The sequence below is a fragment of the Agromyces sp. NSFZ genome (genome assembly GCF_056156205.1).
In genome coordinates, this window is the sequence record NZ_CM149585.1 from 761,191 (window position 1) to 780,411 (window position 19,221).

At 70.6% G+C, this 19,221-nt stretch carries 20 protein-coding genes; 11 read left to right on the plus strand and 9 right to left on the minus strand.

Annotated elements, in window-relative coordinates; all coding sequences use genetic code 11:
• Window positions 1-13 precede the first annotated feature (13 nt).
• Window positions 14-1,078, plus strand: coding sequence for an LLM class flavin-dependent oxidoreductase (locus ACVFI9_RS03630; protein ID WP_474764678.1), 1,065 nt, complete (start codon window positions 14-16; stop codon window positions 1,076-1,078).
• A 19-nt stretch (window positions 1,079-1,097) separates the two neighbouring features.
• Here ACVFI9_RS03630 and ACVFI9_RS03635 read toward each other — a convergent pair whose 3' ends face one another.
• On the minus strand, window positions 1,098-1,643 hold the full coding sequence (locus tag ACVFI9_RS03635; RefSeq protein ID WP_474764679.1) for a MarR family winged helix-turn-helix transcriptional regulator: 546 nt from the start codon (window positions 1,641-1,643) through the stop codon (window positions 1,098-1,100).
• A 101-nt stretch (window positions 1,644-1,744) separates the two neighbouring features.
• Between ACVFI9_RS03635 and ACVFI9_RS03640 the strand changes: the two genes are divergently transcribed.
• Window positions 1,745-2,446 carry a DedA family protein gene (locus tag ACVFI9_RS03640; RefSeq protein WP_474764680.1) on the plus strand — a complete coding sequence of 234 codons (702 nt, stop codon included), beginning with the start codon at window positions 1,745-1,747 and terminating at the stop codon, window positions 2,444-2,446.
• Here ACVFI9_RS03640 and ACVFI9_RS03645 read toward each other — a convergent pair.
• Window positions 2,431-3,414, minus strand: a complete 984-nt coding sequence (locus tag ACVFI9_RS03645; RefSeq protein ID WP_474764681.1) for a hypothetical protein — start codon at window positions 3,412-3,414, stop codon at window positions 2,431-2,433. The two genes, ACVFI9_RS03640 and ACVFI9_RS03645, sit on opposite strands and share 16 nt — an antisense overlap.
• A 403-nt stretch (window positions 3,415-3,817) precedes the next feature.
• On the opposite strand from ACVFI9_RS03645, the gene ACVFI9_RS03650 reads away from it, so the two are divergent.
• Window positions 3,818-4,258, plus strand: coding sequence for a DUF1801 domain-containing protein (locus ACVFI9_RS03650; RefSeq protein WP_474764682.1), 441 nt, complete (start codon window positions 3,818-3,820; stop codon window positions 4,256-4,258).
• A 36-nt stretch (window positions 4,259-4,294) separates the two neighbouring features.
• Here ACVFI9_RS03650 and ACVFI9_RS03655 read toward each other — a convergent pair whose 3' ends face one another.
• Complete coding sequence (locus ACVFI9_RS03655; protein ID WP_474764683.1) at window positions 4,295-6,043, minus strand: L-aspartate oxidase; 1,749 nt, start codon at window positions 6,041-6,043, stop codon at window positions 4,295-4,297.
• Between the two features lie 71 nt (window positions 6,044-6,114).
• On the opposite strand from ACVFI9_RS03655, the gene ACVFI9_RS03660 reads away from it, so the two are divergent.
• From ACVFI9_RS03660 to ACVFI9_RS03675, 4 genes are all read left to right on the plus strand, one after another.
• The gene (locus ACVFI9_RS03660) at window positions 6,115-7,056 is read left to right on the plus strand and encodes a LysR family transcriptional regulator (protein WP_474764684.1); all 942 of its coding nucleotides are present in this window, start codon (window positions 6,115-6,117) and stop codon (window positions 7,054-7,056) included.
• 74 nt (window positions 7,057-7,130) lie between these two features.
• Window positions 7,131-7,730, plus strand: a complete 600-nt coding sequence (locus tag ACVFI9_RS03665; RefSeq protein WP_474764685.1) for a VOC family protein — start codon at window positions 7,131-7,133, stop codon at window positions 7,728-7,730.
• Between the two features lie 80 nt (window positions 7,731-7,810).
• Complete coding sequence (locus tag ACVFI9_RS03670; protein WP_474764686.1) at window positions 7,811-8,077, plus strand: type II toxin-antitoxin system Phd/YefM family antitoxin; 267 nt, start codon at window positions 7,811-7,813, stop codon at window positions 8,075-8,077.
• Between the two features lie 6 nt (window positions 8,078-8,083).
• Window positions 8,084-8,476, plus strand: a complete 393-nt coding sequence (locus ACVFI9_RS03675) for a type II toxin-antitoxin system VapC family toxin (protein ID WP_474764687.1) — start codon at window positions 8,084-8,086, stop codon at window positions 8,474-8,476.
• Window positions 8,477-8,551: 75 nt separating this feature from the next.
• Here ACVFI9_RS03675 and ACVFI9_RS03680 read toward each other — a convergent pair whose 3' ends face one another.
• From ACVFI9_RS03680 to ACVFI9_RS03690, 3 genes are read right to left on the minus strand one after another with little or no spacing between them, the layout of a single operon-like run.
• Entirely contained in the window at window positions 8,552-9,694 is a 1,143-nt protein-coding gene (locus ACVFI9_RS03680; protein WP_474764688.1) for an ArgE/DapE family deacylase, read from the minus strand.
• A complete protein-coding gene (locus tag ACVFI9_RS03685; protein ID WP_474764689.1) occupies window positions 9,691-10,818 on the minus strand; it encodes a diaminopropionate ammonia-lyase in 1,128 nt (375 codons plus the stop codon). The genes ACVFI9_RS03680 and ACVFI9_RS03685 overlap by 4 nt, the downstream gene beginning before the upstream one ends.
• Window positions 10,815-11,213, minus strand: a complete 399-nt coding sequence (locus tag ACVFI9_RS03690; protein ID WP_474764690.1) for a winged helix-turn-helix transcriptional regulator — start codon at window positions 11,211-11,213, stop codon at window positions 10,815-10,817. The genes ACVFI9_RS03685 and ACVFI9_RS03690 overlap by 4 nt, the downstream gene beginning before the upstream one ends.
• A 111-nt stretch (window positions 11,214-11,324) precedes the next feature.
• Between ACVFI9_RS03690 and ACVFI9_RS03695 the strand changes: the two genes are divergently transcribed.
• Window positions 11,325-11,975: an NAD(P)-dependent oxidoreductase gene (locus ACVFI9_RS03695; protein WP_474764691.1), complete on the plus strand. Its 651-nt coding sequence runs from the start codon at window positions 11,325-11,327 to the stop codon at window positions 11,973-11,975.
• Between the two features lie 56 nt (window positions 11,976-12,031).
• On the opposite strand, the gene ACVFI9_RS03700 is transcribed toward ACVFI9_RS03695, so the two are convergent.
• From ACVFI9_RS03700 to ACVFI9_RS03710, 3 genes are read right to left on the minus strand one after another with little or no spacing between them, the layout of a single operon-like run.
• Complete coding sequence (locus tag ACVFI9_RS03700) at window positions 12,032-12,499, minus strand: DUF3237 domain-containing protein (RefSeq protein WP_474764692.1); 468 nt, start codon at window positions 12,497-12,499, stop codon at window positions 12,032-12,034.
• A complete protein-coding gene (locus tag ACVFI9_RS03705) occupies window positions 12,496-14,148 on the minus strand; it encodes an amidohydrolase (RefSeq protein ID WP_474764693.1) in 1,653 nt (550 codons plus the stop codon). Before ACVFI9_RS03705 ends, ACVFI9_RS03700 begins: the two co-directional genes overlap by 4 nt.
• On the minus strand, window positions 14,145-15,596 hold the full coding sequence (locus tag ACVFI9_RS03710; protein WP_474764694.1) for an APC family permease: 1,452 nt from the start codon (window positions 15,594-15,596) through the stop codon (window positions 14,145-14,147). Before ACVFI9_RS03710 ends, ACVFI9_RS03705 begins: the two co-directional genes overlap by 4 nt.
• Before the next feature lie 163 nt (window positions 15,597-15,759).
• On the opposite strand from ACVFI9_RS03710, the gene ACVFI9_RS03715 reads away from it, so the two are divergent.
• From ACVFI9_RS03715 to ACVFI9_RS03725, 3 genes are all read left to right on the plus strand, one after another.
• The gene (locus ACVFI9_RS03715; protein WP_474764695.1) at window positions 15,760-16,794 is read left to right on the plus strand and encodes a LacI family DNA-binding transcriptional regulator; all 1,035 of its coding nucleotides are present in this window, start codon (window positions 15,760-15,762) and stop codon (window positions 16,792-16,794) included.
• Window positions 16,791-17,534, plus strand: coding sequence for a formylglycine-generating enzyme family protein (locus ACVFI9_RS03720; RefSeq protein ID WP_474764696.1), 744 nt, complete (start codon window positions 16,791-16,793; stop codon window positions 17,532-17,534). Before ACVFI9_RS03715 ends, ACVFI9_RS03720 begins: the two co-directional genes overlap by 4 nt.
• 103 nt (window positions 17,535-17,637) lie before the next feature.
• The gene (locus tag ACVFI9_RS03725) at window positions 17,638-19,176 is read left to right on the plus strand and encodes an MFS transporter (protein ID WP_474764697.1); all 1,539 of its coding nucleotides are present in this window, start codon (window positions 17,638-17,640) and stop codon (window positions 19,174-19,176) included.
• Window positions 19,177-19,221 lie beyond the last annotated feature (45 nt).

The following is a 19,221-nucleotide window of genomic DNA, read 5'->3' on the forward strand; positions in this document are numbered from 1 at the left end:
GAGGAGCGGAAGTTTGCTGACCAGAGCGGATGCCTCGGGCCCCGCGTTCGAGATCGGCATCTTCACCTTCGGTGAGCTGACGCGCGATGTCGACGGCGCCGCCGGAGACCCTCGAGCCCGCCTCGAGCAGGTCCTGGAGTGGGCGCGATTCGCCGACGAGGCCGGACTCGACGTCTTCGGGGTGGGCGAGCATCACCGGCCCGACTTCGCGGTCTCCTCGCCGCAGATGGTGCTCGCCGCGGTCGCCCGCGAGACGCGGCGCATCCGGCTGACGAGCACGGTCACCGTGCTGTCGAGTGCCGACCCGGTGCGGTTGTTCGAGGAGTTCGCCACGCTCGACCTCATGAGCGGCGGCCGCGCCGAGATCACCGCGGGTCGTGGCGCGTACCTCGAATCCTTCCCCCTGTTCGGGCAGGATCTCGCCCGGTACGACGAGTACTTCGACGACCGGCTCGCCCTGCTCCTCGAGCTGCGCGCACACAACCCCGTGACGTGGACGGGCACGACCCGGGAAGCGCTGCACGGCGCCGGCGTCTGGCCGCGGCCCATGCAGGAGCAGCTTCCCGTATGGATCGCCGTCGGTGGCACGCCCGAGTCGTCGCTGCGTGCCGGCAGCCTGGGCCTGCCGATGTACCTGGCCATCCTCGGAGCCCCGGCGCGCTTCCGCCCGCTCGCAGCCCTGCACCGCGAGGCTGCAGCACGGGCCGGGCACGACAGGCCGCAGTTGGGCGTGACCTCGCACTTCCACGCGGCCGAGACGTCGCAGGGGGCGCGTGACACGTTCTTCCCGCACTACGCCGGCTACTTCGCCGAGAACATGCCCCGCGGAGGCCGACTCGACCGCGAGACGCTGGACACGTGGGCAGGGCCCGGCGGCGCGCTCTTCGCCGGAAGCCCCGCGGAGATCGTCGACAAGATCCTGTGGGAACACGAGATGCTCGGCCACAGCCGCTTCCTCGCCCAGGTCGGCCTGGGCGGGCTGGGTCAGCGCGAGACATTGCGCTCGATCGAGCTGTTGGCCACCGAGGTCCTCCCCGAGGTGCGGGCTGCCCTGCACTCGGCCGACGTCGCGGCCTGAGTTCGGCCGGGCCGACCCATCACTCCGACGGAGTGGCTCTCGGGGTGGAGAAGGCACGCCGACCGAGGGGATCGAGCCGTTCGACGAGCGGTTCGAGGATGTCGCCGAGCTGTCGCAGCTGCTCGGGATCGAGCCGATCGATCACGAGCTCCTTCACGAGCGCGATGTGGCCGGGGACCGCACGCATGAGCACCCGTCGCCCCTCGCTGGTCAGGTGGACGTTGACGATACGTGCGTCGTTCGCGTCACCTCGCCGCTCGACGAGTCGCCGCTCGGCGAGCTTCCCCACGACGCGTGAGAGTCGCGGTTTCGTGGCGTTCACCGCGGCGGCCAGCTGCGTCGTGCGCAAGGCAGCGCCCTCCGACTGCTGCAGGGTGCTGAGCACCAGGAACTCGAAGTGGGTGATGCCGGACTCCGCCTGCAACTGCACGTCGAGGGCTGCAGGCAGCAGTTCCGTCGTCCAGACGAGCGCGAGCCACGCTCGGGACTCGAGCGCGTCCATCCGCGGGACCTGATACGTCATCGATCCGTCGAAGGACGGCCCCTCGTCCAGCGGTCGGCTCACGCCCACAGCATAGGCCGACCCGACAGTCATACGACGGTATGGCATCGGATGGAACCGTGGAGTGATGCCTCCGAGCGCACCTCGTTCATAGCGTCGAGCGCATGGAGTTCCTCACCGACGTCATCCTCTCGCTCGTGCAGTCACCATGGGTCTACGTGGCCATCTTCGCCGTGTGCGTGATCGACGGATTCTTCCCGCCCGTGCCGAGCGAAACGATCGTCATCGCCGCGGCGGCCGCAGGCGCCGCGAGCGGGGAGTGGATGATGCTCGCCTGGGCGATCATCGCGGCTGCCGCCGGCGCGATCGCGGGTGACAACATCGCGTTCGCCATCGGGCGCCGGGTGGGCCTCGACCGGTGGCGGTGGATGCGGCGCGAATCCGCCCTGCGCGCGATCCGATGGGCACGCGAGGGTCTCCACCGACGAGCCACCGTGCTGATCCTCACCGCCCGCTACATCCCCGTCGGACGTGTCGCCGTCAACGTCACCGCCGGGGCGACCAGCCTCGCTCCTCGGCGCTTCTTCGGGCTCTCCGCGCTCGCGGGTCTCAGCTGGGCGGTGTACTCCGTGGGCATCGGCCTGTTCGCCGGCAGCTGGCTCTCGGGCAACCCGCTGCTCGCGGCGTTGCTCGGCATCGCCATCGCCCTGACGATCGGAATCGTGATCGACCGGGTCACCTCATCGCTCGCCGCCCGACGGGCTCGCCGGGATGTCCACGACGTGCGCGCTGAGGACGGCGTGAGCGAGCCGTCGCTTGAGGTCCTGGTCCCCACCGACGCGACCTGCGGTCAGAGCCCCCAATAGTTCGAGGTGGCCGACCCGTTCTCGTTGTTCGTGACGACTTTGACGTGGATGTACGAGGTCGGCCCGAGCCCGACGGGGCACGTCACCGGGATGGTGACCGAGCCGGTTTCTCCGCGGCCGGACGCGATCAGGATGAAGCCATCCGTCGCCTGGTAGTCGCCGTCGGTGAGGGCGTAGTAGATGTCGACGGTGTTACCCGGGCGGGCTTGCCAGCCGAATTCAAGAGTGACGACCTGACCGACCGGGTCCTCACCGCACCACTCGCGCGCACCTGGGTACATGCCCATGATCCCGGGATCATGGTAGTAGGGAAGCTCGACCGAGCCGCTGCCATTGGAGAAGTCTCCGCCAGGTGAACCGCCGCCGGTCCAGGCATCCCCTGATTCCGCCTCGGCCTGCTGCTTGGCGGCCTCGGCCGCCATACCGGCCTGCTGGGCTGCGTCGACGGCGTCCGAGGCGTCCTTCACTCGAGCGAGTGCTGCCACGACGTCGTCGGCGGTCGCGAGATCGGCGACGGCTCGGGTGAGCGCGTCTCCGGCCGCCCCGGCGAGCGGGCTGGCACTGATGAGCGCGTCCGCCTGACCCCGGGCGCTCGTGACGAGCACTTCCAACGCCTCGGTGACGTCAGCGAGGGCCGCCGACACCTCCTCGAGTTCGCCGTCGGCAATGGAGAGGGCGAGCTTCACGCGCGCGGCTTCGAATGCCGCTACGGCATCGGGATGCACTGCTGAAGCGAGTGAGACGGTGAGTCCGGCGTATTCCGAGTTGAGTCGGGCGGCTTCGTCCTTCGCCGCGCGGAGCGCCTCCGCTGCGGCCGCCTCCTTCGCCACGATCTCGAGGGAGAGTTGCCGGTTGCGTTCGTCGGCGGCGACCGCGGCGACCGCGGCGACCGGGACCGAAACCGCGCCGAGAACGAGGATCAGACCGGCGATGACGGCCGCGACCTTCGCCCACATCGGAAGTGCCATGAAACGACTGACGCCCTGCATGCCTGACGCCCTCGTCGCGAAACCGTGATCCACGGCGTCAAGCATGCCACGTCGACAGATCGGACTCGAGGATCGTGAGTCCGGAGTCGGCCCGAAGACCGGGACGGCGGGCAGCGGGCATGGATCCATCATCCTGTTGCGGTCGAGCAGTGTGGCCGGGTCGTATGCCCCTGCGCTCATGCGATTGGAGCATTTCCACAATGACCGGCGCCTTTGCCGAGGTTTCCTCAATACTCTCGCCAATATTCGGGCGGAAGAGTGGCGGAAGGACTACAACTTCCCCAACCCGAAACTGCCGCACTGAAAACTGGGGGGTTCTCATGCGTAGGGTCTGGTTTCGCCGCAGCCGCCGCACATCGGTGGCCTGCCGGTCTGAGCCGGAATGAACGGCACCGACGACCGCTCGGTCGACGAGTACCTCGCCTCGCTCGACGAGCAGACGGCCGAGGACAGTGCGACGCTCATCGAGATGATGCAGCGGATCAGTGGGCAGGAGCCCACGCTGTGGAACGTCGGCACCATCGGGTTCGGCACCTACCGCTACCAGTACGACAGCGGCCGCGAGGGCGACGGGCACACGATCGGCTTCTACCCGCGGAAGGGCAAGCTGACCATCTACCTGATGGACGGGACCGCACGCCATTCGGCACTCCTGCGGGACCTGGGGAAGCACTCCACCACGGGATACTGCGTCTACATCAAGCGGCTCAGCGACGTCGACCTCACCGTTCTGGAGCGGATCGTCCGAGCCTCATACGAGTTCGTCGAGTCGAAGTCGCGGGAGGGACCGATTCGAGAGATCCTATGGAAATCCGAAACGTAGCGGATCGCGAATTCCAACCCACGGCCGGCGACCCCGCTACTCGACCAGCTTGCCCACCACGGACACCTCGCGCATGAGCGCCGCGATCTCCTCGGGGATCGGCGGGATCTCCTCGCGCGTCACCCCCGTTGAGGGCGACCAGACGAGGTTCACCTGCAGCGACTCGTCGAGCGACGGGTAATCACTGCGGTTGTGGCATCCGCGGGTCTCACGTCGCTCGAGCGCGGCCTCGAGGGTCGCACGGGCCGCGAGCGCTGCCGACTTGAGGTCGAAGGCGTGGGCCAGGTCCTGGTAGCCGGCAATGTCGGGGTGCACGCCGATGTCGGTGATGCGCGCCTCGATCGCGTCGAGCTCGGCAAGGCCGGCGAGGAGGCCGGCTTCGTCGCGCACCACTCCGGCGTGCTCGGTCATGGTGTTCCGGATGTCGCGCTGCAGGGAGCGCACGTTCTCCGCGCCATCCGCCGCGAGCAGCCCGTCGATCTCGGCGCGCGCCGCTTCCACCGCGGCTGCCGAGCGGCGCTGCGCGGCGAGCCCGCGCGAGTACTCCGCCGCGGCCTGACCCACGATGCGTCCGAAGACGAGCAACTCGATGAGCGAGTTGCCGCCCAGGCGGTTGGCGCCGTGCAGGCCGGAGGACGCCTCGCCGATGGCGTAGAGGCCCGGGACATCCGTGCCGTGGTCGTCGGGCCGCACCCAGACGCCGCCCATCGAGTAGTGCGCGGTGGGCGCGATCTCGATCGGCTGCTTCGTGATGTCGAGCATCTGCAGCTCGAGCATGGTCTGGTAGACGCGGGGGAGGCGCTGCATGATCGTCTCGCGGGGCAGGTGCGAGACATCCAGCCAGACACCGCCATTGGGGGTGCCGCGGCCTTCCTTGATCTCGGTGTACGCCGCGAGCGCGACGCGGTCGCGCGTCGACAGCTCCATGCGCTCAGGGTCGTACTTCGCCATGAAGCGCTCGCCGAGCCCGTTGGTGAGGATGCCGCCTTCGCCGCGGGCCGCCTCGCTGATGAGCGTGCCGGCCGCGTTCTCGGGCTCGATGATGCCCGACGGGTGGAACTGCACGAGCTCGGGGTCGCGCACGCGGCCGCCCGCCTCGACGGCGAGCCGCCACGAGTCGCCCGTGTTCTCGTCGCGGCGCGACGAGGTGCGGCGCCAGATGCGGTTGTGGCCGCCCGCCGCGAGGATCACGGCGTCGGCGTGGATGAGGTAGCGAGTGCCGTCTTCGAGGTCGAAGCCGTAGGCGCCGAACACCGCGCCGTCGTCGTTCACCAGGATGCGCGTGACGTAGACGGTGTCGAGGATCGGCACGCCGAGCTGCGCGGCCCGGTTCACGAGCGTGCGCTGGATCTCGAGCCCGGTGTAGTCGCCCGCGAAGGCGGTGCGGCGGTAGGTGTGGGCGCCGAAGAAGCGCTGCGAGATGCGACCGTCGTGCTCGCGAGCGAAGGGCATGCCGTAGCGCTCGAGGTCGTCGATGCCGCGAGTCGCGTTCTTCGTCACGAGCCCGACCGTGCGCGGGTCGGCGAGGAGGTAACTCTCCTTCAGGGTGTCGGCCGCGTGCTGCTGCCAGCTGTCGTCGGGATCCATCGTCGCGAGCGCGGCATTGATGCCGCCCGCCGCGAGCGAGGTGTGCGCATCCGACTTCGGGCGCTTGCCCAGGGCGAGCACGTCGACGCCCGCCTCGGCGAGCTCGATGGCCGCGCGCAGGCCCGACCCGCCGGTGCCGATGACGAGCACGGTCGTGGAGATCTGCCGCTCGGAAGCGGTACTGCCTGAAGCACTCATGCGACCCACGCTAGATTGACCGGTTACATGAGTCCAATGCATCTTCGTCCTAGAACCGATGCACTTAGACTATGGAAATGAACCTCGAGCAACTGCGCAGCTTCGTCGAGGTGGCCCGCTTCGGCAACTTCACCCGGGCCGCCGAGGAGCTCTACCTCGCCCAGCCGTCGCTGAGTCGCCAGATCGCCGCGCTCGAGCAGGATCTCGGCGCCGAGCTGTTCCACCGAGCCCGGGGCGGCTCGACCCTGACGGTCGCGGGCGAATCGCTGCTGCCGCTGGCGCGCCGCATGCTCGCCGACGCCGAATCGGTGCGCCGCGAACTCGCCGAACTCGCGGGCCTCGAGCGCGGGCGGGTGCGACTCGGCGCCACCCCGACCCTCTGCATCAGCCTCGTCGCCGAGGTGCTCAGCGCGTTCCACGCGGAGCATCCGGCCATCGAACTCCACCTCTCGGAGCACGGGTCGCGGCGCCTGCTCGACGAACTCGCCGGCGGCGAGCTCGACCTCGCACTGATCACCACGTCGGACGCCACCACCGCCGAGCGGTTCACGGTGACGCCCCTGCTCGTCGAGGAGCTCGTGGTCGTGTCATCCGCCGCCGCACCGCGGGTGACCACGCGCGACACGATCGGGCTCGCGGAGGTCGCGGGGCTGCCGCAGGTCGTGTTCAGCTCGACCTACGACCTGCGCGCCGCGACCGATGCCGCGTTCGCCGCCGCCGAACTCGAACCCGACGTGGTGCTCGAGGGGGCCGAGATGGACGCGGTGCTGCGGTTCGTGGAGCGCGGGCTCGGGGTCGCGATCGTGCCGGCGATGGTGCTCATCGATCGCCCCGGCCTCCGCTCGGTGCGGCTCGAACGGCCGACGCTCACGCGCACGATCAGCCTGGCAAGGCCCGCGGATGTCGCGGCCACCGCCGCGGTCGCCGTCATGCAGCGCACCATCGCGTCGATCGCCACGGCGTTCGCGGCGAGGGCGGGGGAGACGATGCGGCTCGCGAGCGCCGACGAGTGACGCCCGCCTGATCGATCGAACGCCGGATCTGGCGCGACCTGTCGGAAGCCCGGTCGGCACTCCATACTGGACGCATGACCACGGCGGGGGCCGATCCGGTCGGCGACATCATCGGCGACTACCGGGCGTTCGCCGCGCAGCAGCGCGACCGCCTGCTCACCCGAGGCATCGACATCACGCCGTACGAGCTCGGCCATCTCGCCTACCGGGTGCCGGAGTGGGACCAGTACGTGCACGTGCGGACCCTGCTCGAACGCCACTCCATGGCCAACGCGGAGGGCGTCTGGAACGGACGGCCGATGTCCATGCTCCTGCTCGCCGAGCCGCTCTCCGTCCTCGAGGGCAAGGCGATCCCGCTCATCGAGCTGATCCCGCCCGTGCACCAGCGCGTCTACAAGATGGGCATGGAGCACTTCGGCGTGGTGGTCGGGGAGGAGATCGACGCGTTCTCGCGCCGGCACCGCGAGGTGCTGACCGGCCAGCAGTTCCAGAACCGGTGGAACGAGCCGTACTACATCCTGTTCGAGGACTTCACGCACGTGAAGTTCCATCGCCGCTCGCTGCACGAGGTGATCGAGCTGCAGGGCGGCACGTTCGACGGATTCCACCATGTCGACGGCTGGGTCCCGCAACGGCTGGTCACGGCGACCGGCCCGAACCCCCTGCCGCGCTGAGCGAGCGGGCCGTCGAGACTGGGCCGTCAGCACGCGGCCACACCTGGCGGCTTCCAGACCGAAGTTCTACAATGTAGAACATGAGCGAAGTCGGCATTCGTGCCCTGAAGCAGAACGCGTCCGAGGTCGTGGCCGCGGTCGCCGGCGGCGCGTCCGTGACCATCACCGACCGCGGCCGACCGGTCGCGCGACTCGTTCCATTGCGCGGCGGGAAGCTCGGCGCCCTGGCGGAGGACGGTCGCGTGCGAGCCCCGAAGCGCTCGCTCAGCGAGCTGCCGTTGCGGCGGTCCGCGCCGCTCGACGTCGGAGCCGCGCTGCGGCAGGCCCGCGACGATGAGCGGTACTGAACGACCGTGGCGCATTACCTCGACACGTCCGCACTCGTGAAACTCGTGATCGAAGAAGCCGAGTCGGCTTCGCTCGTCGCCTGGCTCACGTCTGCCGACCGGCAGCCGGTGACCTCGGATCTGGCGCGTACCGAGCTCGTGCGTGCCGTGCGACGTTGGGCACCCGATCAGGCCGTCGCGGCGATGCAGGTCCTCGAGTCCGTGACGGTGATCGCATTCGCCACCTCGGTCTTCGATGCTGCCGCTCGACTGGATCCGGTCGAGCTGCGCTCGTTGGATGCCCTGCACCTCGCCGCGGCACTCGAACTCGGCGACGAGCTCGAGGCATTCGTGACCTACGACGACCGGCAGGCGGAAGCGGCTCGTGCCTACGGGGTGGAGGTCGTCGACCCGCGCTGATCCGAAGCCCTGCCGCGCTGACCCGATCGGGCGGTCAGGATCGGGCCGTCAGGACTGGGCCGTCAGAACGGGCCGTCACGACGCGTCGACGTAGGCGCGGATGGCGCGCTCGAGCGTGTCGGTCACCGTGCGAAGCGAGTCGATCTCCACCCACTCCTCTGCCGCGTGCGCGCCGCCGCCGTCGACACCGAACATGACGGTGTCGATGCCCTTCGCATGCAGCAGGGCGCAGTCGGTCCAGAACGGCTCGCCGCGCCGCGTCGGCTCGCGCCCGGCGACGTCGCGAAACGCGTCGGCGACGACGGAGGCGATCGCGGAGTCGGCACTCGCCTCGAACGGGCCTCGGTGGGTCGTGAGCTCGAGGTCGGCGCGGAACTGCGGGTCGGCGTCGGCGATGCGGCTCAGGATGTCGCTGAGCTCGCCTTCGAACGTCGCGTGGTCCTCGCCGGGGGTCGTACGGCGCTCGACGGTGACGACGCACGCGTCGGGGTAGCTCGACACCTCGGCGCCGCCGGCGATGGTGCCGGCGTGAATGCTGCCGGTTCCGAGCAGCGGATGTCGCGGCACCGCGGTCGCGAGCCGTGCGCCGAGCTCGTCGATGGCGGTGAGGAACCGGCCCGCCTTCGCGATCGCGTCGACGCCGAGGTCGGGGCGGGAGCCGTGGGCCGCGCGGCCGCGGATCGTGACGGTGGCCCACGCGAAGCCGCGATGCGCGGTGACGAGGTCGTGGCCCGTGGGTTCGACGACGATGGCCGCGTCGGTAGTGACCGCGTCGAGCACCTCCTCGGTGCCGTGGCTGTCGTACTCCTCGTCGGCCACCAGGGCGAGCACGAGATCACCGCGATGCGGCGACCCATGGGCGCGGGCGGCGGCGACCATCATCGCCGCGAGGCCCGACTTCATGTCGTACGCGCCCCGCCCGTGCAGCCGGCCGTCTCGGACGACGGGTTCGAGCCCATCGCCGTCGTAGCTCGCGAGCGACACGGTGTCGAGGTGCCCGTTGAGCATGAGGCTGCGTCCACCGCCCGTGCCGCGCGCGACCGCGAGCACCGACGGGCGCCCGGGCACGGACTCGAGACGGCGGCACTCGAAGCCGCGCTCGGCGAGCCAAGCGGTGACGGCGTCGGCGATGCGCGCCTCGCCGGCACCGCCCGGCACGAGCGCCGGATTCACCGAGTCGATCGCGATGAGCTCGCGCAGCAGGTCGAGCTCGTTCATCGGCCGGCCGGGAGGGGATTGGCGAGCCGGCCCTCGGTGGAGAGCAGCAGCACGGTCGCGTCGGGACCGATCGCGGCCCGGGCCCGGTCGTCGGCGAGCAGCGTGCGCGCGCCCGCGAGCGTGGCCGCGCCGCACGGCCCCGAGTCGATGTCGAGCGCCTCGAGGTCATGCACGGCCCGGATCGCGGCATCCTCGCCGACCGTCACCGCCGCGTCGAGTCCGGCGTGCAGCACGGGCCACGCGTTGCCCGAGACGGTGCCGCAATTGAGGCCCGACATCACGGTGAAGCTCGTCGGCACGCTGACCGGCTCGCCCGCGCGCAGCGACGCGATGAGCGGCGGCGCGGCGGCCGCCTCGACGCCGAGCACGATCGGTGCGCCGGAGCCGGACGCGGAGCCGGAGCGGGAGTGGCGCACGGCCGCCTGCGCGAGCGAGCCGACGCCGACCGGCACCGCGACGAGGTCGAGCTCCGTCACCCCGAGCTCGGCGAGCTGCGCGTCGGCCTCCTCGAAGAGCGTGGAGTAGCCGTCGACGATCCACTGCGGGACCTCCTCGTACCCCGGCCACGCGGTGTCCTGGATGAGCATCGCGTCGGACGCGGCATCCTGCGCCGCCGTCGTCGCGGCATCCACCACGTCGTCGTAGGGGACGGCGAGCTCCACGGTGTCGGCGCCCTCGTCGGCGATCGCCTGCTTGGCCTCGGTCGAGAGGGTGTCGGGGAACCAGATCTGCGCGGGCAGGCCGAGCAGCCTGGCGGTGTGCGCGACGGCGCGGCCGTGGTTGCCGTCGGTCGCGGCGACGAGCGTGACCGGCGTGCCGGGCGCCGCGGCGATCGCGGCGCGGAGCTCGTCGAGCGGGAGCGCCTGATCGGTCGAGCCGACGCGAGCCGACAGCGCGCGGGAGATGGCGTAGGCCGCACCGAGGATCTTGAAAGCGGGCAGGCCGAGGCGGGAGCTCTCCTCCTTCACGAACACGCGCCCGACGCCGAGCTCGGCGGCGAGCTCGGGAGCCTCCACCAGGCGCGTGGGGGCGTAGCCGGGCAGGCTCTCGTGGAACGCGATCACCCCGGTGAGCCGGGCGGCGCGCCATTCGCGCGCCGCCGGGTTCCAGTAGGCGGCGCTCATGCGGTGGCCGTCGCGGGTGAATCGGCGTGCGAGCTCGAGGCATCGTAGGCCTGCTGGTTCGCCCGGACGGCGTCCATGTTCTCGAGCGCCCAGTGCTCGAGCTCACGTAGCGGCTCGAGCAGGGAACGGCCCAGCGAGGTCAGCTCGTACTCGACCCTCGGCGGGATCTCGGGATAGACGGTGCGGGTGACGAAGCCGTCGCGCTCCAGGGAGCGGAGGGTCTGCGTCAGCATCTTCTGCGAGATGCCGCCGACGGTGGCGGCGAGGGAGGAGAAGCGCTGCGGTCCCAGGTCGAGCGCGTTCACGATCAGCACGGTCCACCGGTCGCCGATGCGATCGAGCAGGCGGCGGCTGGGGCAGTCGGGCCGATAGGGGTTCCATGGGGTGGCGCTCACCTCGGCATTCCCTCCAGGCGTCTGCTTACCTCGAAGTGCGTACTTCCGCACTCGGCTTACCTGACGTACGGTAACCCAGTTACCGAAAGAGAGTAAAGGAGCAACCCCGATATGGCACGCATCACGGTTCTGGGCGGTACCGGCTACGCAGGTGAGGCAGTCGTCGCCGAGGCGCACAAGCGCGGTCACGAGGTCACCGCGGTCAGCCGCACGGCACCCGCCGCCCCCATTCCGGGAGTCCGGTACGTCACCGGCTCGGCGCTGGAGGCCGGCGTGCTCGACGACGTCACGAGCGGTCAGGATGCCGTCATCGTCGCCCTGTCGCCGCGCGGCGACATGGCCGGGAAGGTCGAGGGCATCCTCGAGGACCTCATCGCCCGGCTCGCCGGCACGCCCACGCGACTCGGCTACATCGGTGGCGTGTCGTCGCTGCAGGTCGAGGAGGGCGGGCCGCGCCTGTGGGACGTCACGCATCAGCAACTGCCGGCCGACGTGAAGCCCGAGATCCAGACCGGGATCACGGCGTTCGAGATGCTCGAGGCGAGCCCCGAGTCGCTCGACTGGTTCTTCGTGAGCCCGCCGCGGGACTTCGGGTCGTGGCTCGGCACCGCGTCGAAGGGTACCTACGTGCTCGGCGGCGACGTGCTGCTCACGGATGACGACGGGAACTCGACGATCTCCGCTGCCGACCTCGCGCTCGCGATCGTCGATGAGCTCGAGAAGGAGGGCCACCGCCGCGGGCGCTTCACGGCCCGGCATTGAGCGCGCGCGGTCGCCGGCACCTGCCCGGCGCCCGGCGCCCGGCGCCGGTGGGCGTGTCAGGTCACCCGGTACGCGGCATACCGCACCGAATCGGCGTCGCGCACGCACGACGCCACGAAGACCGCATGCTCGAGGTGCGCGAGCCTCGAAGAGGCGGTCTCGATGGTGACGACCGTGCGGAAGTAGTACCGGTCGGGAGCGACGTCGTCGCCCCGCAGGAGCGCGGCGAGTACCTCGGGCGGGCCGGTGCGCACGCCCGTCACCCGCAGGTACAGGAGCTCCCCCTGGGGCGTACGCGCGGTGTAACGACCATCGATCTCGATCGCGCCGTCGGGGCGGACCAGTTGCCAGTCCGCCCCGCCGGGCTGGATCTCCGCCTCGAGTTCGCCCGAGATCCGCCCGCCGACGATCGGGATGACTCGCCGGTGGCCGGCGCGCGTGAGCCCGTGGTCGGCCATCGGGCCGAGTTGCACGGCGACGTCGAAGGCGCGCGAGAGGTTGGGGACGGTCGGCGCGTGCGTCACGTGAGCTCCGATGCGGTCGAGAGGGCGGATGTCACAGCGTCAGCCACCATCCTGCCGTCGACGAGCGTGAGCAGCACCTCGGCCCGGGCGAGCTGCTCGGGTTCGGTGGTGAGCGGATCGCGGTCGAGCACGGTGACATCCGCCACCGAGCCGACCTCGAGGACGCCGCCGCGCTGCCCGATCGTCGTGTGCGGATGCCTGGTGAATCCGCGAACCGCCTCCGCTGCACTGAGTGCCTGGTCGGGATGCACCGGCGCGGCGTGCGGGTCGTCATGAGGCCGTCGCAGCTGCGCGTCGGCGAGGATGCCGACCGCGTCGCTCGGTGCGATCGGCCAGTCCGAGCCCAGCGCAAGCGGAACGCCGGCTCTGACGAGGTCACCGGTGCGGAACCCGCGCGCGGCCCGCTCCTCGCCGAGGCGCGTCGACCAGTGATCGGTGCCGTCCGCCCTCGTGAACAGCGTGCAGTGCGTCGGCTGCATGCTCGCCATGATGCCCGCCGACGCGAACAGCTGCAGCGAGGCATCCGTCATCGTCTCGATGTGCTCGACACGGTGGGTCGCATTGCGGTGCGGCAGGCCGGCGATGGCACGCAGAACGAAGTCGATGCCGGCATCGCCGATGGCGTGCGTCGTGGTCGGGATGCCGCGGCGGTCGAGTTCGGTCAAGGCCTCCCGGTACTGCTCGGGGTCGAGCCAGAGCGACGTCGTGGATTCGCCGAGGCAGTCGGGTTCATGGAGCCACGCCGTGCCGTTGTCGATCGTGCCGTCGATCATGAGCTTCACGCCCTCGACGACCCAGCGGCGCCCGCGCAGCCCCTGGAGCACGGCGAGGCGGTCGACCTCCTCGACCGGCGTGCCGGGCTCGAACCACGGCGACATCCGGAGCCGGATGGGCAGCTCGCGCGTCTGCTCGATGGCCTCGAGGAGCTCGATCGTGTCGGGCGCGAGGTCTTGCACCTGCCCGGCGGTGAAGCCCGCCCGTGCCATCTGCAGGAGCACCCCGTAGAGGCGGTCGACCCGCTGGTCGAAGGTCAACTGCGGAACGAACGGCTCGACCAGGCCCATCGCCTGCAGCTCGAGCAGGTAACCGGTGGGCTTGCCGTTCCCGTCGGTGACGACCCGGGATCCGTCGGTGAATCGCTCGTCGCCGCGACATCCGGCGATCTCGAGCGCCCGCGGCGACGCCAGCGCGGCGTGCGCGTCGAACAGCCGGATGAATGCCGGGCGGTCTGGGGCCACCTCGTCGAGGAGGCGATTCGTCACCTCGCGACCCTCGAACGCGTTGGGATCGAGACCCCAGCCGAGGAGCCAGTCGTCGTCGCCCAGGGTCGCGAGCTCGGCGCGGAGCCGGTGCTCCACGTCGGCGAGGGAGCGGCAGCCGTTGAGGTCGGCGCCGCGCGTGAGCCCCAGCCCGAACACGGGGTGGATGTGGCTGTCGACGAACCCGGGGAGGATCGCCGCGCCCGGCAGTTCGAGCACCCTGGTGCCGTCACCGATGAAGCGGTTGAGCTCGTCGCGGTCGCCGATGGCCGCGATGCGTCCGTCGGCGATGGCGAGGCCCTCGGCGCCCTCGGGTGCGAGCCGATCGTCGCCCATGGTGATCACCCTGCCGCCGAGGAGCACGGTGTCGGCGATGAGGTTCGCGCTCACGCCGCTTCGGTCCCTTCGCCGCCGATCCGGGCGAAGCGCTCGGGGCTGTTCGAGCGGAGCACCATCGCGTACACCGCGCCGGCGACGAGCACGAGCGGCACCACCGCGAGGATGACCGCGTTGACGGCGGGGCCGGCGGCGGTCAGGTAGTCGATGGTGGAGACGAGGACCGCGAGCAGCACCGTCATCGCCACGATGGAGAAGACGGCCGCCGGAAGGACGTACCACTTCCGCTCGAGCCCGCGATTCCTGAGGATGAAGATCAGCACGGCGATCGAGGCGAGGAGCTGGAGGGTGATGATCCCGTACACGCCGGGCGAGTTCACGAGGATGACCAGCTGCGTCAGCGGGTCGAGGCCGGCGAGTCCGAACGTGAGGATGACCGCGAGGGCGACCAGGGTCTGCAGCAGCCCGGCCACCCATGGAGCGCCCGCGCGGTTCGTGCGGTTGAAGAACGCGGGCAGGATGCCGTCGCGCGAGAGCGCGAAGCTGTAGCGGTTGATCGCGTTGTGGAAGGCGAGCTGCCCGGCGAAGATGCTCGACACGATCAGGATGAACATGACGGCCACGCCCCAGTCGCCGACGTACCGGCCCATGGCGACGAAGAAGAACGCGGCCGGGTCCTCGGCGATCACGCCCTGGGCCTGCGCGTCGCCGAAGGCCTGGATCACCAGCCAGAGCGTGCCGGTGTAGAAGAGGGCGAGGAACGCCACCGCGATGTAGGTCGCCCGCGGGATGGAGCGAGCCGGGTCGCGGGTCTCGTTGCGGTAGAGCACCGTCGACTCGAATCCCATGAACGCGGCGAAGCCGAAGCCGAGGATCGCGAACATGCTCGGCGTGAAGATGTTCTCGGGTGCGAACGTCGCGAACCCCAGATCTCCACCGCGCTGGGTCAGGATCGAGGTCGCCAGCACGACGAGCAACGCCGTCTCGAGCACCAGCAGCACGCCGAGCACGCGGGCGCCGACGTCCACGCCCGCGGCGGCGAGGCCGAAGACCAGCGCCGCGCCGACCAGCGCGAGGACGAACCACGGCAGCCGGATGCCGAAGACCTCGGCCAGCATGCCCTCCGCCATGACGCCGAACAGCCCCCAGAGGCCGATCTGCAGCAGGTTGTACGAGGCCCAGGCCAGGAATCCGGCACCGAGGCCGACCACCTTCCCGAGCCCGACGGCGATGTAGGTGTAGAAACCGCCCATGGGCTTCAGGTTGCGAGCGGTGAAGAGGAAGCCGATCGAGAAGACTGCGAGGACCACGCCGGCGATGGCGTACACCAGCGGTGCGGAGACGCCGCCGATGAGGACCGCGAGCGGGCCGATGCCGGCGAGGACGCTGAGAGGCGCGGCGGCCGAGACCACCAGGAAGACGACGCCCCACGTTCCGAGCGCGGCCGTCTTCAGCGCTCCCGTCTTGGGTGCGTCGTCGAGCAGGGTCGAATCCAGGGTCACGAGCAACTCCTTCGTTGAATGCGGACCCGTGCACGGGAGGCCGCTACGGGGGTGACAGAGCTGAGTCTGCATCATTTCGACCCGAATGCGCAATCGATTGGTCACATTCGTCCACGACGCTTCGGTGATCACATAGGATCGCTCGGAGGAGGGGGAGCACCCGATGGCCGTCACACGCCCACCCACGCTGCAGGACGTCGCCGACCTCTCCGGTGTGTCGCGGGGCACCGCTTCGCGAGCGCTTACCGGCGGCGGGCGGATGTCGGCCGAGACGCGTGCGCGGGTCGTCGCGGCAGCGGCGAGCCTCGACTACTCGACCAACAGCGGCGCGAGGAACCTTCGCAAGGCTCGGGCCGGTTCGATCGGCCTGTGGCTGCCGCAGGGACTTCGGTTCATGGAGTACTACATGAACTTCACGTTCGGCGTCGTGGAGGCGACCAACGACCGCGAGCTCACGGTGTCGCTGATCCCGGGCGATTTCCCGGCGGGCAAGGCTCGGAGCCTGCACGTCGACGGGTTCGTCATGGCCGATGTCGACGGCCGCGACGAGCTGGCCCGCGCGATCCTCGACGGCGGCAAGCCGGTGGTCACGTCCGAGCTCGTCCCCGCGGGCGTGCCGCAGCCCACCGCGTCGGTCGTTGCCGACCACGCGGCCGCGACCACGCTGCTCCTCGACCGGCTGCGCGCCGGCGGGGCCGACTCGATCGTCGTGCTGACCCCCGACGTCGACCAGACGTGGGTCAGTGCGGTCGATGCCGCCGCGACCGCCTGGGCCGCTGAGACCGGGGTGGGGCTCTCGTTCCTCTCCCTCACGGGGGTTCCGGTCGCGACGGAGCTGCGACGGATCGTCGACCGACTGATCGCCACGAGGCCCGACGTCGACGCGATCGTCTGCGTGCCCGAGGGGCTGGGCGTGGGCATTCTCTCGACGCTGCGCGAACTCGGCCGAGCGGTGCCCGGCGACATCCAGGTGGTCTCCTATGTCGACAGCGCGACGCTGCCGATCGTGCAGCCGCCGATCAGCGCGCTCGACCTGCGCCCCCGAGAGGCAGGGCAGCGCGCCGGGCAGCTGCTCATCTCGATCCTCGACGGCGATCGCCAGGCGTCGGAGCCGGGGACCCTGGTCGAGACCTTCGACCTGACCTACCACGAGCGAGCGTCGACCCGCCCGGCCGGCGGTGCGATACTCCCTCGATGACCGACATCGAGCTCGCCCGCATCGACGGCGGCACCGTCACGCTGCACGACGCGCGACGCAAGGTGCGCTGGAGCGTCGAGCTCGAGCCGTACGAGATCGGCGTCTACCCGGTGACGCAGGCGCAACTCGGCGAGCTCCTCGGCGAGACGGCCTCGCATCCCCAGCGGCCGGCGACCGACGTGAGCTGGCTGCGAGCGATCCGGTTCTGCAACGCGGCCTCGGAGTGGGAGGCGCTCGACCCGGCGTACACCTTCGACGGCGAGGACGTCACCTGGCACGTCGACGCCGACGGGTACCGCCTGCCGACCGAGGCGGAGTGGGAATTCGCGTGCCGCGCCGGGTCGACCGGCCCCCACTACGGCCCGCTCCCCGAGATCGCCTGGACGAGCGCCGACGGCGTGACGGCGCCGCAGCCGGTCGGCGGGAAGCATCCGAACCTCAACGGGCTCTTCGACACGCTCGGCAACGTGTGGGAGTGGTGCTGGGACCTGCTCGACCCGGCCCGCTACGACGACTATCGGGTGTTCCGCGGCGGCGGGTTCGCGGATGATGCGTGGAGCGTGCGCGCATCGACCCGACGCGGGGGAGCACCGCGGATGCACCACGACGACGTCGGGTTCCGGGTCGCGCGCGGCGGGTTCGAGGAGACGGATGCCGCGCAGGGATGGTCGGCGCGGGCCGACGAGGAGCGGGCCGCCGTCGACGGCCCACTCCCGCCCGGGTGGACGCCGCGGCGCTGAGACCCGCAGCCGCCGGCGCGACCGGCTCGGGAGCGGCGACCTCGGCACGAGCAGGGGCGAAAGGCCTTGGCCGCGGAGCGCGGCCGATGGTAGGAACGTGCCCATGGGGGACACGAACACGAACACGCGCACGGCCACGCGCTTCGCGCGCGGCGCACTCATCGCGACCTCGGTCTCGGCCCTGGTCGTCAATGCCAACACGTCGGCGGTCTCGATCCTGATCCCGGCGATCTCCGAGGACACGGGCACCCCGACCGACACGCTGCAATGGGCGGTCACGGGCTACTCACTCGTCGGCGCGGCCGTCATCGTGACCTCGGGGGCGCTCGGCGACGTGTTCGGCCGGCGCCGGATCTTCCTCGGCGGCCTGTTCCTGTTCATCGCCTCGTGCGTGCTCATCGCGCTCTCGCAGGAGGGCCTCGGCGTCATCGCCGGCCGGTGCATCCAGGGCGCGGCCGGCGCGACGATCCTCGCGTGCGGCATGAGCCTGCTTTCGGCGTCGAACACCGGCAAGGCGCAGCTGCGCGCGGTGACCCTCTGGGGTGCGGCGTCCGCCGTCGGAGCCGCAGCCGGGCCGCTGGTCGGCGGCCTGCTCGCCTCGACGCTCGGCTGGCAGGGACTGTTCTGGATCGACGCGGCAATCGCGGTGGCGTGCATCCCGGTGACCCTGCTCGCGGTGCAGGAGTCGAGCGACCCGAACCGGTCGCGGTCGATCGACTGGACGGGCACCGTGCTCATCGCCGCCATCCTCGCGCCGCTCATCTTCGCGCTGACGAACGGCAGCGCGTGGGGCTGGCTGTCGTTCCAGACCATCGGATGCCTCGCCGTCACGGTGCTCGCGACCGTCGGGTTCTTCTTGGTCGAACGGCGCGTGAAGGCGCCGCTGCTCGACCTGGCCCTGCTGCGCAACTCGATCCTCGTCGGCGCCACCATCTCGATCCTGCTGGGCTCGGGCACCATCAACGCGATCATGTACGTCGTCAGCCTGTACTTCCAGAACCCCGCGACGCTCGGCATGGACGCGTTCCAGGCCGGTCTGGCGACCCTGCCGGTCGCCGCCGCGGCCGTCGTGCTCTCACCGCTGATCACCCCGATCGTGGGCAGGATCGGTGCGCGCACCACCATCGCGGTCGGCTTCGCCATCATGACCGCGTCGTTCGTCGGGCTCGCGTTCGTGCAGGAGTCGTGGGCGTACGTCATGTTCGTGCTGCCGCTCGTCGGCGTCGCGGTCGGCATGAGCCTGCAGAACGGCCCGTGCTCGTCGATCTCGACGGCCTGCGTCGATCCGGCCGAGGTCGGTGCGGCCTCGGGCATCTCGAACATGGCCCGGTACGTCGGAGCCGCCGTGATGACCGCGATCGTCGCCTCGGTGTACGGCGGGGTGAGCACCCGCCGGGTCGCGTCGGGCGAATCGGATGCCGCGGCGCTCGCCGACGCCTTCTCGTGGTCGTCCATCTCGATGGCGATCTGGTGCGCCGTGGGGATCGCGGTCGCCCTGCTCGTCGCGCGGCACGTGACACGCAAGCCCGGCGAGTTCGAGTACGCGGCGGCGGCGGCGTCGACGTCGCACACGCTCACGCCGCCGGAAGCGGCCGGCGCTGGTGCCGGTGCCGCCGAGGCCGCGGGACCGCGGCGACGCTGAGCGGGTACTCGAGGCGCTCGGTGCAACGGCTCCTGCACCGGCTCG